The following is a 14,781-nucleotide window of genomic DNA, read 5'->3' on the forward strand; positions in this document are numbered from 1 at the left end:
CATCCGCCGATCCTCTCCACTGACCAGGGACCAGCCATGCCAAATCTGCCCGCGCAAATGACCGTCGTTGCCATCAGCAAGCCTGGTGGCCCTGAGGTGCTGGTGCCGGAGACCCGCGCGGTGCCGGTGCCAAAGGCCGGCGAGATTTTGGTCAAGGTCGCGGCCGCCGGCGTCAATCGTCCCGACGTCGCGCAGCGCTCCGGCTCCTATCCGCCGCCGCCCGGCGCCAGCGACCTGCCCGGCCTCGAAATCGCGGGCGAAGTGGTCGCGCTCGGCGAAGGCGCAAAGCACAAGATCGGCGACAAGGTGATGTCGCTGGTCGCCGGCGGCGGCTACGCGCAATATTGCATCGCGCAGGACGCGCAGGCGATGACCGTGCCGCCCTCGCTGTCGATGCAGGAAGCCGGCGCGATTCCGGAAACGCTGATGACGGTGTGGCACAATGTGTTCGAGCGCGGCGCGCTGCAGGCCGGGGAGACGCTGCTGATCCACGGCGGCTCGTCGGGCATCGGCACGATGGCGATCCAGCTTGCCAAGGCGTTCGGCGCCAAGGTGATCGTCACCGTCGGCTCGCAGGACAAGGCCGATGCCTGCCTCAAGCTCGGCGCCGATCACGCGGTCAATTACAAGACCGAGGATTTCGTCGAGGCGGTGAAGAAGGCCACCGGCGGCAACGGCGCCAATGTCATCCTCGACATGGTGGGCGGCGATTATATCGACCGGAACTATGACGCCGCCGCGGTCGAGGGGCCGCATCGTCCAGATCGCGTTCCTGTCGGGAACACCGAAGGCCACGGCCAATTTCGCCAAGCTGATGGTCAAGCGGCTGCACCACACCGGCTCGACCCTGCGCCCCCGTAGTAATGCGGACAAGGCGGCGATGGTCGCGGCGATCGAGGCGAAGGTGCTGCCCTTGCTGCGCGAAGGCCACGTCAAACCGCTGATGGACAGCACATTCCCGCTGGAAAAGGCCGCCGACGCGCACCGGCGCATGGAGACCAGCGAACATATTGGCAAAATTGTGTTGGCGGTTTAACCCTCGCGACGGAAGCAGGGGCGGAAACCCTTTGATTCCCTTCGCTTTCGTGTCATTTATCGCGCCACCGCCGGGCCGGTCGCCGGGTCCGGTCAGTTTGTCGATCGCGGAGTACTGACATTGCGTCTGATCAGGTGCCTTGCGCTGCTCGCGCTGGGCCTCATGATGTTTGCCGCCGCGCCTGCCGCGTATGCGATCGACGCGGTCAGCGTGCGCAGCGATGCGCCCGCGATCGATCTGACGGCGGTTCTCGACCATCAGCGCAGTGAAGCCGACCGCATCCAGGTCTCCACCGCCCCCGGAACCGACGGCATCGTGCGCCGCATCGAGGTTCGCGCCCGCGAAGGCGGCCAGAACTGGGTGGTGTTCGCGCTCGCCAACAACACCGATGACCAGCTCGACCGCCTGATCGTTGCGCCGCACTACCGCATCGTGTCGTCCGGCCTGCTGTGGCCCGACCTCGGCCTGTCGCGCATCGCCACCATCACGCCGTCGGTCGGCGATCGTCCCGAGCGGCAGGAGAGCCCGACCGCCGACGTGTTCCGCATCACGCTCGATCCCGGCGCCGTCGTCACCTATGTCGCGGAACTGCGCACCGACAAGCTGCCGCAGCTCTATCTGTGGGAACCCGACGCCTACAAGGACAAGGTCAACTCGTTCACGCTGTACCAGGGCATCGTGATCGGCATCTCGGGCCTGCTCGCGCTCGTGCTCACGATCTTGTTTGTGGTCAAGGGCAGCATCATGTTCCCGGCCGCCGCGGCGCTGGCCTGGGCGGTGCTGGTCTATATCGGCGTCGACTTCGGCTTCTGGGGCAAGGTGCTCGACATGTCGAACAACGCCGAGCGCGTCTGGCGCGCGGCGGGCGAGGCGATCCTCGCCGCGACACTGCTGGTGTTCCTGTTCGCCTATCTGAATTTGAGCAGATGGCACGTCCGCTACTCGCACATCACGATCGGCTGGCTGGTCTTCCTCGGCTCGCTGGTCGCGCTGGCGCTGTTCGATCCCGCGGTCGCTTCCGGCATCGCGCGCATGTCGCTGGTGATGATCGCCTTCGCCGGCTTCGCGCTGATCGTCTATCTCTCGACCCACGGCTTCGACCGCGCGGTGCTGTTGATCCCGACCTGGTTCCTGCTGGTGGTCTGGGTGGTCGCGGCCGGCATGACGGTCGCCGGCTCCGTCACCAACGACATCGTCGGCCCGGCGCTGCTCGGCGGCCTGGTGCTGATCGTGATGCTGATCGGATTCACGGTGATGCAGCACGCCTTTGCCGGCGGCGGCGCCACCACCGGCGTCGTCTCCGATGTCGAGCGCCGCGCGCTGGCGCTGACCGGCTCCGGCGACCTGATCTGGGATTGGGACGTGTCAGCCGACAAGGTGTTCACCAGCCCCGAGACCGAGGCCCTGCTCGGCCTCAAGCGCGGCACGCTGGAAGGCCCGGCGGCGAAATGGCTCGAGGTGCTGCACCCGCTCGACCAGGACCGCTTCCGCGCCGCGCTCGACAGCGTGCTCGACCAGCGCCGCGGCCGCCTGGTGCAGGATTTCCGGCTGCGCACGCCCGACGGCCACTTCATGTGGTTCGCGCTGAAAGCGCGGCCGGTGGTCGGCTCCGACGGCGAGGTCTCGCGCGTGGTCGGCACCCTCACCGACGTCACCGAGTTCAAGAACTCCGAAGAGCGGATGCTGCATGACTCCGTCCATGACAACCTGACCGGCCTGCCGAACCGCCGGCTGTTCATGGACCGCCTCGGCGCAGTGGCGAATCTCGCCAAGACCATGCCGAACCTGCGGCCGACCCTGATGGTGATCGACCTCGACCGCTTCAAGCAGGTCAACGATTCCGTCGGGATCGCGGTCGGCGATTCCATTTTGCTGACGCTGGCGCGGCGGCTGACCCGCATCCTCAAGCCGCAGGACACGCTGGCCCGCATGGCCGGCGACCAGTTCGGCCTGATCCTGCTGTCGGAGCAGGACCCGGCGCGGATCACCAATTTCGCCGAGACCATCCGCAAGACCATCCGCGCCCCGATCGCGTTCAACGACCGCGAGATCTTCCTGACCGCCTCGATCGGGCTTGCGCTGTCCGACCCGGCGGCACCGCTGACCGACGAGATCATCAAGGACGCCGAGCTTGCGATGTATCATTCCAAGCGGATCGGCGGCGACCGCATCGACGTCTACAAGCCGGCGATGCGGGCGCGCAAGACCGACCGCCTGACGCTTGAGAGCGACCTGCGCCGCGCCATCGAGCGGCAGGAGATCACGATCCTGTACCAGCCGATCGTGCGGCTGGAGGATCGCGCGATCGCCGGCTTCGAGGCGCTGGCGCGCTGGGATCATCCCAAGCTCGGCCGGATGTCACCGTCGGAGTTCATCAACGTCGCCGAGGAGACCGGCCTGATCGTCGATCTCGGCATGTTCGTGATGGACCAGACCGCGCGCCAGCTCGCGGTGTGGCAGCGCGCGATGCGCGCCCGCGAGCCGATCTTCGCCTCGGTCAACGTGTCGTCGCGGCAGCTGCTGCGCCACGATCTGATCCACGATATCCGCACCGTGCTGTCGCGCTCCTCGGTGGCGCGCGGCACGCTGAAGCTTGAGCTGACGGAATCGCTGGTCATGGAGAACCCGGAGCACGCCGCCCAGATGCTGGCGCGGATCCGCGAGCTCGGCACCGGGCTGTCGCTCGACGATTTCGGCACCGGCCACTCCTCGCTGTCCTATCTGCAGCGCTTCCCGTTCGACACCATCAAGATCGACCAGTCCTTCGTCCGCACCACCAGCCGCGGCACCCGCCCGGTGATCCTGAAATCGATCATCGCGCTGGCCCACGATCTCGGGATGGAGGTGGTGGCGGAAGGCGCCGAGACGGATTCGGATGCCGTCGAGCTCTACCAGCTCGGCTGCGAATACGCCCAGGGCTTTGCCTTCGGCGAGCCGATGGACGCCGATGCGGCGACCCGGCTGCTCACCGAGGAACGGCTGGAAGCCGCGAGCTAACTCTTGTCGTCCCGGCCTCGTGCGCAATTGCGCACGGGAGCCGGGACCCATACGCCGCGGCCCATCCATGACGCGCTGGGGCCGGTTGCCTTCGTAACAACAACGCCCTGTGGTTATGGGTCCCGGCGTTCGCCGGGACGACGGTTAGGCATGCGCTTGAACCTGACGCTCTTGCCGTCGGCCTGGCGGGTGGCGATGTAGCCGGCCTCGAGGCAGGCCTCGCGCTGCGGCATCTTCTCCTGCGGGCTGCGCAACGTCTCCCACCACGAGGCCCGGTGCGCGGCGCGCGGCAGCGCCGCATCGATGATCGCCTCGATCTCCTCGAAGGTCAGCACGAATTCGGGCAGATGCTGCTTCTTCAGATAATCCCGCAATGCGTCGTAGTCGTTCACAACGTCCTCGATGACAAAAGTCCGGCAACCACCCGTTAACCCATTCGGCGGCTGCTGTCGCCATTTAAGGCGACAACAAGATTTCCCGTTGCATGACGGCGCATTGGAGCGGGACATGTCATTTCGACGGCGAAACGACGCAAGGCGGCGCTGGCGGCTATCGGCAAAGCTGCTGATCGCGGCGTCGGTTGCGACCGTCCTCGGCTTCTCCGCGGTCTGCGCCGGCGTGATGTTCGACATGCGCCGCGGCGAGGAGGAACTGGCCCGCCGCACCCTGGAGAATCTGGCGTCGGGGATCGAGGCCGACATCAGCCGCAACATCGAGCTCTACGACCTGTCGCTGCGCGCGGTCGCCAGCAATCTCGAGATGCCGGAGATCCGCAATATCAGCAAGGAACTGCGCCAGCTGATCCTGTTCGATCACGCCGCGACCGCAAAACATTTCGGCGCGATCCAGGTGTTCGACACCAAGGGCAATTTGACCATCGACGCGGCGAGCCTCGATCCACGGCCGGAGACCCGCAGCGACGAGGAGTATTTCACGGTCCAGCGCGACAATCCCGATGCCGGCCTTTACATCAGCCGGCCGATGCTGCATCGCGGCGCCTACGCCATCGTGCTGAGCCGGCGCATCGTCGACGACGAGAGCCGCTTCCTCGGCGTCGTGGTCGGCTCGATCCGCTTCAGCTATTTCCACGATCTGTTCGGGCGGCTGAACCTCATGCCGGGCGACACCATCACCGTGCTGCGCAACGACCGCACCATCATCATGCGGACGCCGTTCGATCTCGACGTGATCGGCAAGAGCCTCGCGGAGCAGCTCGACTGGAAGGCCGAGAACCTGAAGGTGGGCGGCGCCTTCTCCGGCAAGGGCCCGGTCGACGACATACCGCGGCTCTATGTCAGGCGCAGCAGCTCCGGGCCGCTTTACGTGGTGGTCGGCAAGCCGCTCGAAGCCGTCTTCAACCTCTGGCGCACGGAGGCCATTCGCATCGGCGCGATCATGGCGTTTCTGATCCTGTTCGTGCTCAGCGCAACGCTGGTGCTCGCCCGCGAGATCGTTCGCCGCGCCGACGCCGAGGACAAGCTTGAGGAGATGGCGACTACCGACGCCCTCACCGGCCTGAAGAACCGGCGCAAGTTCGACGGCGAGATCGAGCGCGAATGGCGCCGTGCCGGCCGCTACGGCCAGCCGGTCGCGCTCTTGATGATCGATGCCGATCATTTCAAGGCCTACAACGACACCTATGGGCATCAGGCCGGCGACCAGGTGCTGGTCGGGATCGCGATCTGCATTTCGGACGCGGTGCGCCGCGCCGGCGATTGCCCGGCTCGTTTCGGCGGCGAGGAGTTCGCCGTGCTGCTGCCCAACATGACCGCGCTCGAGGCCTTCAACCTGGCCGAGACCATCCGCCGCAAGGTCCAGCAATGGTGCGCGGGCGAACTGATCACGACAGTCAGCATCGGCGTCGCCAGCATGCGGCCGACCGCGGGCCAGCAATGGTCCGATCTGATCGAGGCCGCCGACAAGGCGCTCTACGCCGCCAAGGCCAACGGCCGCAACCAGTCGGTGCTCGCGACCGTGCCGAAGATCGCGCTGGTGGCGTGAGGGGCCAAGCGGCTGCAAAATACCGGGCGTCACAAGCAATCAGTTAGACGCGAAGCCCTCTCCGCATCGTCGTCCCGGCGAAGGCCGGGACCCATAACCACAGGCGTTCGTCGTCGAAGCGAGCTGCGGCTCCAGCGTTAGGCAACAATGAGCATTCGGGGTAATGGGTCCCGGCCTTCGCCGGGACGACGGTGAGGATGTGGCACGGCTTGTGACTCACACATCCGCACGCCAACTCAGCCCCGCCGCTTCTTCTTCGGCTTCTTGCCGAACTTCGGCTTCGCCGACACGTCCGGCCACTGCGTGGGTCCGGCGTGGCTGGACTTGCCCGGATGCTTCTTTTTCTTTCCGAACCGGGGCTCGTCGCCGGATTTCGGCCTGAAGCCTTTTCCGTCCCGATCTGATCGGAACGAGTCCCTGGATTCCTTCTTTGACGCGTATTCCTGACGCGAACCGCTCGCGCCTTCGCTCGAAAACGCTCTGGCCTCGCGGTCCGGTTTGCCGCGCCGCTTTCCCGCCCCCTCGTCGCGCGGCCCCCCGGCGCGCGGCGCGCTGTATCCGCCGTCGCCATCGTCGCGCCAGGGCTTGCGCGCCGGCTTCTCGCGCACCTCTCCCTGCGGCGCGCCCGCCAGCGGCTCGATGCGGATGCTGTCTTCCTTGTCCGGACGCTTGATCTTGACCGCGAAGGAATCCGCGACCCGCGCGGCGATCTCGAACTCGGTGGTCGTATCCATGATCTTGATCGCGCCGATGTCGCGCTTGTCGATGCCGCCACGGCGGCAGATCATCGGCAGCAGCCAGCGGGCTTCGGCGTTCTTCCGGCGTCCGATCGCGGCGCGGAACCAGACGGTCGCCTCCTCCATGCCGTGACGCGCGGAGGACTTGCCGGTCTTCGATCGCGGCCCGGCGGCACGATCATCGCGGCGCGAGGCGCGCTCGCCGCGGCGATCGTCGCGGTCCCGGCCGCGTCCCTCGCCGGGATCGAGGATGTCTTCGGGCGCAGGCAGCCGCGCGCGGTAGAGCCGGGCGAGCGCTGCGGCAATCGCCTCGGGCGCGCGTTCGGCGAGCAAGGCCTGCGCCAGCGCCAGATCGTCTGATGTCGCCTCCTCGGAGAACACCGCATCCTGCAGCAGGCGATCATGGTCGAGCTTGCGGATCTCCTCCGCCTGCGGCGCGGAGCCCCAGACCACATCGATGCCGGCGAGATCGAGCAGCAATTCGGCGCGCCGCCGCCGTGCCGGCGGCACCAGCAGGATGCTGACGCCCTTGCGGCCGGCGCGGCCGGTACGGCCCGAGCGATGCTGCATGACCTCCGGGTCTTTCGGCAGATCCGCGTGAATGACGAGATCGAGGCTCGGCAGGTCGATGCCGCGCGCCGCGACGTCGGTCGCGACGCAAACCCGCGACCGCCCGTCGCGCAACGCCTGCAGCGCCTGGGTCCGCTCGTTCTGGGTCATTTCGCCCGACAGCGCGGCGACGGAGAACCCGCGCTCGAGCAGCGCCGCCTGCAAATGCCGGACGGCCTCACGGGTGTTGCAAAACACCAGCGCGCTCGGCGCCTCATGGAAACGCAGCACGTTGACGACGGCGTGCTCGACATCGTCGGCAGCCACCCGGATGGCGCGGTACTCGATATCGGCATGGCCGCCTTCGTCACCCGCGACCTCGATCCGGAACGCCTGCTCCTGATACTGCTTGGCAAGCGCGACGATGCCGCGCGGAAACGTCGCCGAGAACAGCAAGGTGCGGCGGGTGTCCGGCGTGGTCTCGAGGATGAATTCCATATCCTCGCGGAAACCGAGATTGAGCATTTCATCGGCCTCGTCGAGCACGACGACCTTGAGTTCCGAAATGTCGAGACGGCCGCGCCGCAAATGGTCGCACAACCGGCCGGGCGTCCCGACCACGATGTGGGCGCCCTCGGCAAGCTCGCGCTGCTCGCGGCGCGGGTCCATGCCGCCGACACAGGAGACGACGCGGCCGTCGGCGTGTTCATAAAGCCAAGCAAGCTCGCGCTGGACCTGCAAGGCGAGCTCGCGGGTCGGCGCGACGATCAGGGCCAGCGGGGCGGCAGCCGGCTCGAACCGCTCGGCACCGTCGAGCAGGTCCTTTGCCATGGCCAAGCCGTAGGCAACGGTCTTGCCCGAGCCGGTCTGGGCTGAAACCAGGAGATCGCGGTCCACAGCGTCGTCCGCGAGCACGGCGAGCTGGACCGGGGTCGGTTGATCGTAGTTGCGCTCAGCCAAGGCGCGGGCGAGCGGCGAACTTGTGGTCGGAAAGGGCACGAGATGGGAAACCTTGATTGGTCCGGGCGCAGAACGTCGAGCGGGACGACCTGGAGCTGCGTACCCGGCAGGCGGCACAGCCGCATGACGATTTGGGGTGCTTTACGCCAAGAAGCGCCAAATCGCCATGCCCCCGTCGCAGAAAAGCTGGCGCCCGGATCAGGCGGCCTGCCCGATCCGGGCCGTAGGGCTGGTCAGCGCGATGGCGGGTGACGGCTTCGCCTAACCTGCAAGACCGTCCGGTCGGCGACAGCCGCCGCTACTTTGCCGCCTTGGCGCATTTGAGAGGTCAAGAGGAACGAGAACGGGGCAAGCACCGTTGCGGGACTCTCTGGACGCCGCATCACTTCGCCTTGAGCGCCTTCTCGTGGCTCTCGAGCGCCGCTGTCATCAGCTTCGGCAATTGCGCGGCATAGACCTCGATGAAGGTGGCATCGCCGCAGGCCTCCGGATCGCGCGCGGCCTGCTCGGCGATGCGCGCGGCCCTGGCCTCGCATTTCGCGAACATGTGCCAGAACCAGTCCGCGTTCTTGCCGAGTGCCGGCTTGTTCTTCTTGATGACGGCGGCGCCGACCGCGCTCATCGCGCTGACGACGCCGGCGCCCAGCGTGCTGATGGCGCGCGCGTTGAGGATGTCCTCGCGCCCTTGCGCGGTGGCGTTGGTGGCGGTCGCTCGTCCCTTGGCCGGCATGCTGTGAGCTCCTTCGATCCCTGCGGCGGATGCAGCATCGGCCGCGGAAGTTGAGGAAAGCTCAAGGGGCATGGTTGAGAACCGCTATGGATTTCATTCCGGTTTTATGCGCTTCCGAGCGATCGGGCCTGGAGGGGCGTTTTGCCCTCTTCTCTGCGCGGGAATCCGTCAGGCGTCGTTACCCTTTGGCGCCGTAGCGGCGGATCAGCTGACCGGCGACATCGTCGAGATCATTGCCGACGACCTGCGGCTGCGGGCCGACGCCGAGGACATCGTTGCCGGGACGCTTGATCAGCGCGGCCTCCCAGCCGGCCGCGACCGCGCCCAGCGTGTCCCAGGTGTGGCAGGCGATCAGGCAGAACTCCGAGGGCTTTGCCCCGAGCTCCTTCTCGACATAGCCATAGGCCTGCCGCGACGGCTTGTGATGCTTGACGCCGTCGGCGGAGAAGCGCCGCTCGAACAGATCGACGATGCCGCCATGGGTCAGCTGCCGGGTCTGCACCTCGAGCAGATTGTCGGTCAGCGTGAACAGGCGGAAACCCGCCGCGCGCAGCCTGCGCAGCGCGCCGGGCACTTCGCCGTGCGGCGGCATGGTGGAGAATTTCTCGGTCAGCTCCTGCTTGTCGGCATCGTCGATCCTGATGCCGCGGGTGTCGGCCAGCATCTTCATGACCGCGGCGCCGATATCGGTGAACGGCACGTAACACCCCGCGACGGTGAGCGAGGCCGAGTACATGATGAAGTTGGCGAACCACAGCCGCATCGCGCTCCTGTCGTTGAAGATGCGCGCGAACACCGGCTCCATGGTCTCGAGGTCGAGCAGGGTTTCGTTGACGTCGAACACGATCAGGGGAAGTGCCGCCATTTTGTTGGGCTCCTGTTGGTCTTTGTTTTGAGCATGATCTTTTCGGAAAACCGCTACGCACTTTTCCGGGTCATGCTTTGGTGGTCTCAGCCCCTGTCCTTCATCCGGCTGCGGTGCGCGGCCTGCTTGGCGCGGTTGCCGCAGATCGCCATGCTGCACCATCGGCGCGCACGCGCCCGCGTGTGGTCGGCGAACATCAGCGTGCAGGCCGGGCCCTCGCACGCCTTGATGTCGGAGAAGCTTTCCTCGCAGACGACCCTGGCCATCGCTTCCCCGATCGGCAGCAGCAATGTTTCGGCCGAACGCCAGCGCCGCGTCCGCTCCAGCGCGAAACCGTCATGGCCGCCATCGCCGTCCTTGCGGCGATGCGCCACGATCCGGCTGAACGCCTGATCGCTTTCCAGCAGCCGGTTCAGCGGCTCGATCTCCTTGAGCGCACGCGACGCCAGCGGCCGGCCCATATGCTTGCGCACGAAGCCGCGGAACCACTCGCGCAAATCGCGGGCCTGACCGGCGACGTCGTCGAGCTCGCCCGGCGTCGCGCGCGCCTTGAGCTCGTCGAGCACATCGGGCGGCACCAGCTGCGCCTGCGCGAGCCAGCGCAGCAGGCCGTCGCCATCGCCGATCCAGTCGACCGGCGTATCGACCGGGGTCGCAATCGAATTGATGAAATCGATGCCCAGGCTGTCTGCGATGAACATCGCGGGCGGATGGGATTGCACGGTGACGCCCTCCTGGCGGCTTTCTGACGGCTTCCTCAGTCACGGAAATAGTAACCTGATAAAAATCATTTGACAAGTTACGCGTCCTGGACCATAAGTGCGATAACCTGTCAAACAGAATTTTAGAGGTTACGGCAAAACGGGCCTGAAACGAGGGAGCGGACAATGTCGAACAAGGATGTCAGCGTGGTGCTTGCGCATGGCGCGTGGGCCGACGGCTCGAGCTGGGCGCGGGTGATCACGGCGCTCGACGCCGAGGGCATTACAGCGGTGGCGGCGCCGCTGCCCCTCACCTCGCTCGCCGACGACGTCGCCGCGCTGAACCGCACTCTCGACCGCGTCGCGGGCCCGGTGGTGCTGGTTGGCCATGCCTATGCCGGCGCCGTGATTGCCGAGACCCGCTCGCCGCGCGTCAAGGCGCTGGTCTATGTCGCGGCGCTGGCGCCGGATGAAAGCGAGACGGTCGCCGACGTATTCTACCGGCTGCCGCCGCATCCGTTCGCGCCGAAGCTCGCGCCCGACGCCAATGGCCTGATCTGGCTGCCGGAGTCTGCTTTCGCAGCGGCCTTTGCGCAGGGCGCGCGGTCCGAGGACCTTGCGGTACTCGCCGCGGTGCAGCGGCCGATCTCGCCGGCCTGCATCACCGTGCCGGTCGGCCGCCCGCTCTGGAAGGACGTCCCGAGCTGGTTCCTGGTTGCCGAGGACGACCGGATGATCGCGCCCGAGACTCAGCGCAGCATGGCGGCGCGGATGCAGGCGACCGTGCGTTCACATCCCGTCGATCATACCCCGATCGTCACCGCGCCGAAGCTCGTCACCGACATCATCCGGGAAGCGGTCGAGAACGTTACAGAGCACTGACCTCTTCCCACGATTCCGGACAGGAGAGCTGCCATGCAGGAGAAACGTCTCTCGGCCGACCGGCTCGGCGCGTTTTCCGATGCGGTGATCGCCGTCATCATCACGGTGATGGTGCTGGAGCTGAAGGCGCCGGAGGGCTCGCGGTTCGCCGACCTGCTGCCGCTGTGGCCGACCGCGATCAGCTACGCCGCGAGCTATCTGTTCATCGCGGTGATCTGGGTCAATCATCACCATCTGCTGCATCTGGTGCGGCAGCCGACGCCGCGGTTGATCTGGCTGAACTTCGTGCATCTGTTCGCGGTTTCACTGCTGCCGTTTGCCACCGCATGGGTCGCGCGATCGCACATGGCCGCCGCGCCGGTGGTGGTCTATGCAGTCATCTTCCTGCTGATCGATCTCGCCTATCTCGCCTTCGAGCGCACGGTGCTGACGCAGGCAGACCAGAGCCTGATCTCCGAGCGCGTGCGGACATGGACGCAGCGCCGCACCTTGCTCGCCGTGCTGGTGTTCGCGGCCGGCACCGCCATCGCCCCGTTCATGCCGCTGCTGGGCTTTGCCACCGTGTGCTGCGCCCTGCTGCTCTATCTGCGTCCCGAAGCGATCAGCGGGCTCGCGAAGCAAATCAAATCCTAAGTCCCGGAACTCACCAACGCACGATCACAAGGAGTGACAGATGTCCCAGGTCAAATACCGCATTGCCGATGTCGACGGCTTTAACATCTTCTATCGCGAAGCCGGTTCGCCCGGCGCGCCAAAGCTGCTGCTGCTGCACGGCTTCCCGAGCGCCGGCCACATGTTCCGCGATCTGATCCCGCAGCTCGCGGACAAATTCCACATCGTGGCGCCGGATTTGCCCGGCTTCGGCCAGTCGGACATGCCGCCGCGCGACAAGTTCAACTACACTTTCGACAGCATCGCCGGCGTCATCGATCGCTTTACCGAGGTGATCGGCTTCGATCGCTTCGCGGTCTATGTGTTCGATTATGGCGCGCCGACCGGCTTCCGCCTGGCGGTCAAGCATCCGGAGCGGATCACGGCGATCATCTCCCAGAACGGCAACGCCTATCAGGAAGGCCTCAGCGACGGCTGGACGCCGATCAAGGCCTATTGGCAGGATCCCTCGCCGGCGAACCGCGACGCCTTGCGTGCGTTCCTGACGCCGGAGACCACGCGCTGGCAGTACACCCACGGCACATCAGATCCGCAAACGGTGTCGCCGGACGGCCAGAACCTCGACAACTACTACATGGCGCGGCCCGGCGCGCACGACGTGCAGCTCGATCTGTTCGGCGACTACAAGAGCAACGTCGCGCTCTACCCCACCTTCCAGACTTACTTCCGCACCCACCAGCCGCCGTTCCTCGCGGTGTGGGGCAAGAACGATCCGTTCTTCCTGCCGCCGGGCGCCGAGGCGTTCAAGCGCGACAATCCGAAGGCGGTCGTCAAATTTTTCGACACCGGCCACTTTGCGCTGGAAACGCACGCCGCCGAGATCGCGCAGGCTATCCGCGAGTTCCTGAACCGCTGACTCAAGGATGTCGGCACCCACAACTCTATCCGCGTCTTTGCGAGCGAAGCGAAGCAATCCATAGCTCCGCACAACGGAAGGATGGATTGCTTCGTCGCTGTCGCTCCTCGCAATGACGGGCTCACATCCACTCAGTCGCGCCGACCACTGCAAGGAAGTACACATGACTACATCCGTCGCCATCGTGACCGGCGCCAGCTCCGGCATCGGACGTGCCGCCGCGCTGCGGCTCGCGCGGGATTTTTCCGCCATCGTCCTCGTCGCGCGCAGCGGCGAGAGGCTGCGCGAGGCCGCTCAGGAGATCGAAAGACGCGGCAGCACGCCGCTGGCGCTCGAGCTCGATCTCGCCGCGCCTGATGCCGCTGATGAAATCGTCAAGGCCACGCTGGATCGCTTCGGCCGCATCGACGCGCTGGTCAATGTCGCAGGCTCAGTGCCCGGGCTCGATCTGTTCGAGCTGACCGACCAGCAATGGGACGCCGGCCTCGCGCTCAAGTTTCACGGCGCGAGGCGGCTGACGATCCGCGCCTGGGACGCGCTGAAAGCGTCGCAAGGCGCTGTCATCTTCACGTCAGGCAATGCCGCCGTGCTACCCCGCGCCGGCGCCGCCGCGGTGGGCACGATCAACGCCGCGATCGAGGCACTTGCAAAAGCCTTCGCCGAGCGCGGCATCGACGACGGCGTGCAGGTGAACTGCGTGTCCCCGGGCGCCGTGATGACCGGCCGACGCCTCGCGATGCTGGAGAAGATCGCAGCGGCAAGGCAGCTCGATGTCGACGCGGCCAAGGCCGGCTTCCTCAGGCAGGCCGGCATCAGGCGGTTCGGCACGCCGGAGGAGATCGCCGACCTCGTCGCCTATGCCGTGTCGCCGCCGGCGCGCTGGATGACCGGCACCGTGCTGCGCATCGATGGCGGCGAGATCAGGACTGTCTGACATCGCCGCGCTATTGCCGATCCGCGCGCGGTCATGCTTTCGGCCCCTGCGCGGCGCGTGCCGCGAACATCGCGAGCAGCCGGCCCCAATCGCCTTCGGTATCAAAGATGCGGCGCATCTCGGCGGCGCGGGCGCCGTAACGGTCGAGCTTGCGGTGCTCGAGCTCGACGCGGGTGGCGTCCTTGCCGTCGGCAATGAAGCGCACCTCGATCTCGGTCTTCAGGTTCGGATCGTATTGCCAGTCCGCGGTGATATCCCACGACAGCACGAGGCGCGACGGGGGCTCCCAGAGCAGCACGCTGCCCCAGTCGCAGGTACTGCCGTCGTCGCCGCGTTCGTACCAGCGGCCGCCGACGCGCGGCTCCATGATTGCATCGACCGCATTGGTCTTGCCGATTTTGTAATGCGCGAGCGGCCACCACGTGCCCATCTGCTCGGTGAAGACCCGCCAGGCCACCGCCGGCGGCGCCTCGACATTCATCACCTTGCGGACGCTGTAGGGATCGTAATTGTCGGAGGTCGCTTGCATCGTCATCGGGATCTCCTCTCTTTGGCGGCTTCGCGTTCGGCCGCTTGCTTGAAGGCGGTCAGTGTCTTGTCCCAGAATCCGTCGAGCCAGCCGCGCAGGCTCTCCAACCCGCGGGTGTCGATGGCATAGAGCCGCCGCGTGCCTTCGATCCGCACCACGGCAAGGCCGGCGTCCTTCAGCACCCGAAGATGCTGCGACACTGCCGGACGGCTCACCTTGAGGCCGTCGGCGATCTCCTGCACCGATCGATTGCCCTCACGCAGCCGCTTGAACACCAGGCGGCGGGTCGGGTCTCCCAGCGCGTCGAGCGCGCGTTCGGCGCTGATCATGAT

Annotated in this window: 13 protein-coding genes and 1 pseudogene; 7 read left to right on the top strand and 7 right to left on the bottom strand. The window is 66.4% G+C overall.

Annotated features, from left to right (window positions below):
* Positions 1–36 precede the first annotated feature (36 nt).
* Both ACVMDN_RS33275 and ACVMDN_RS33280 read left to right on the top strand, forming a co-directional pair.
* Positions 37–1,036: pseudogene (locus ACVMDN_RS33275) on the top strand (NAD(P)H-quinone oxidoreductase).
* 120 nt (positions 1,037–1,156) lie between these two features.
* Positions 1,157–4,033: an EAL domain-containing protein gene (locus ACVMDN_RS33280; RefSeq protein ID WP_076827342.1), complete on the top strand. Its 2,877-nt coding sequence runs from the start codon at positions 1,157–1,159 to the stop codon at positions 4,031–4,033.
* Between the two features lie 113 nt (positions 4,034–4,146).
* Here the strand turns inward: ACVMDN_RS33280 and ACVMDN_RS33285 are convergent, their stop codons facing one another.
* On the bottom strand, positions 4,147–4,425 hold the full coding sequence (locus ACVMDN_RS33285; RefSeq protein ID WP_057017704.1) for a DUF7662 domain-containing protein: 279 nt from the start codon (positions 4,423–4,425) through the stop codon (positions 4,147–4,149).
* Positions 4,426–4,540: 115 nt separating this feature from the next.
* On the opposite strand from ACVMDN_RS33285, the gene ACVMDN_RS33290 reads away from it, so the two are divergent.
* On the top strand, positions 4,541–6,034 hold the full coding sequence (locus ACVMDN_RS33290; RefSeq protein ID WP_076827340.1) for a sensor domain-containing diguanylate cyclase: 1,494 nt from the start codon (positions 4,541–4,543) through the stop codon (positions 6,032–6,034).
* A 236-nt stretch (positions 6,035–6,270) separates the two neighbouring features.
* On the opposite strand, the gene ACVMDN_RS33295 is transcribed toward ACVMDN_RS33290, so the two are convergent.
* The 4 genes from ACVMDN_RS33295 to ACVMDN_RS33310 all read right to left on the bottom strand — a co-directional run bounded on the left by ACVMDN_RS33295 (position 6,271) and on the right by ACVMDN_RS33310 (position 10,576).
* The gene (locus ACVMDN_RS33295; protein WP_076827338.1) at positions 6,271–8,319 is read right to left on the bottom strand and encodes a DEAD/DEAH box helicase; all 2,049 of its coding nucleotides are present in this window, start codon (positions 8,317–8,319) and stop codon (positions 6,271–6,273) included.
* A 343-nt stretch (positions 8,320–8,662) separates the two neighbouring features.
* Entirely contained in the window at positions 8,663–9,010 is a 348-nt protein-coding gene (locus tag ACVMDN_RS33300) for a hypothetical protein (RefSeq protein ID WP_076827336.1), read from the bottom strand.
* Between the two features lie 178 nt (positions 9,011–9,188).
* On the bottom strand, positions 9,189–9,875 hold the full coding sequence (locus tag ACVMDN_RS33305; protein WP_076827335.1) for a haloacid dehalogenase type II: 687 nt from the start codon (positions 9,873–9,875) through the stop codon (positions 9,189–9,191).
* 86 nt (positions 9,876–9,961) lie between these two features.
* A complete protein-coding gene (locus ACVMDN_RS33310) occupies positions 9,962–10,576 on the bottom strand; it encodes a CGNR zinc finger domain-containing protein (protein ID WP_057017699.1) in 615 nt (204 codons plus the stop codon).
* A gap of 186 nt (positions 10,577–10,762) precedes the next feature.
* On the opposite strand from ACVMDN_RS33310, the gene ACVMDN_RS33315 reads away from it, so the two are divergent.
* The 4 genes from ACVMDN_RS33315 (at position 10,763) to ACVMDN_RS33330 (ending at position 13,920) form a co-directional block, all read left to right on the top strand.
* A complete protein-coding gene (locus ACVMDN_RS33315; RefSeq protein WP_076827333.1) occupies positions 10,763–11,458 on the top strand; it encodes an alpha/beta fold hydrolase in 696 nt (231 codons plus the stop codon).
* A 33-nt stretch (positions 11,459–11,491) separates the two neighbouring features.
* Complete coding sequence (locus tag ACVMDN_RS33320) at positions 11,492–12,091, top strand: TMEM175 family protein (RefSeq protein WP_076827331.1); 600 nt, start codon at positions 11,492–11,494, stop codon at positions 12,089–12,091.
* A 40-nt stretch (positions 12,092–12,131) separates the two neighbouring features.
* Positions 12,132–12,986: an alpha/beta fold hydrolase gene (locus ACVMDN_RS33325; RefSeq protein ID WP_057017696.1), complete on the top strand. Its 855-nt coding sequence runs from the start codon at positions 12,132–12,134 to the stop codon at positions 12,984–12,986.
* A gap of 163 nt (positions 12,987–13,149) precedes the next feature.
* Entirely contained in the window at positions 13,150–13,920 is a 771-nt protein-coding gene (locus ACVMDN_RS33330; protein WP_076827323.1) for an SDR family oxidoreductase, read from the top strand.
* Between the two features lie 31 nt (positions 13,921–13,951).
* Here the strand turns inward: ACVMDN_RS33330 and ACVMDN_RS33335 are convergent, their stop codons facing one another.
* Together ACVMDN_RS33335 and ACVMDN_RS33340 are read right to left on the bottom strand one after the other, a co-directional pair.
* Positions 13,952–14,455: an SRPBCC family protein gene (locus ACVMDN_RS33335; RefSeq protein ID WP_225646597.1), complete on the bottom strand. Its 504-nt coding sequence runs from the start codon at positions 14,453–14,455 to the stop codon at positions 13,952–13,954.
* Complete coding sequence (locus ACVMDN_RS33340; protein WP_141340053.1) at positions 14,452–14,778, bottom strand: ArsR/SmtB family transcription factor; 327 nt, start codon at positions 14,776–14,778, stop codon at positions 14,452–14,454. The genes ACVMDN_RS33335 and ACVMDN_RS33340 overlap by 4 nt, the downstream gene beginning before the upstream one ends.
* Positions 14,779–14,781: the final 3 nt, after the last annotated feature.

The sequence above is a fragment of the Bradyrhizobium sp. USDA 4510 genome, assembly GCF_054059095.1.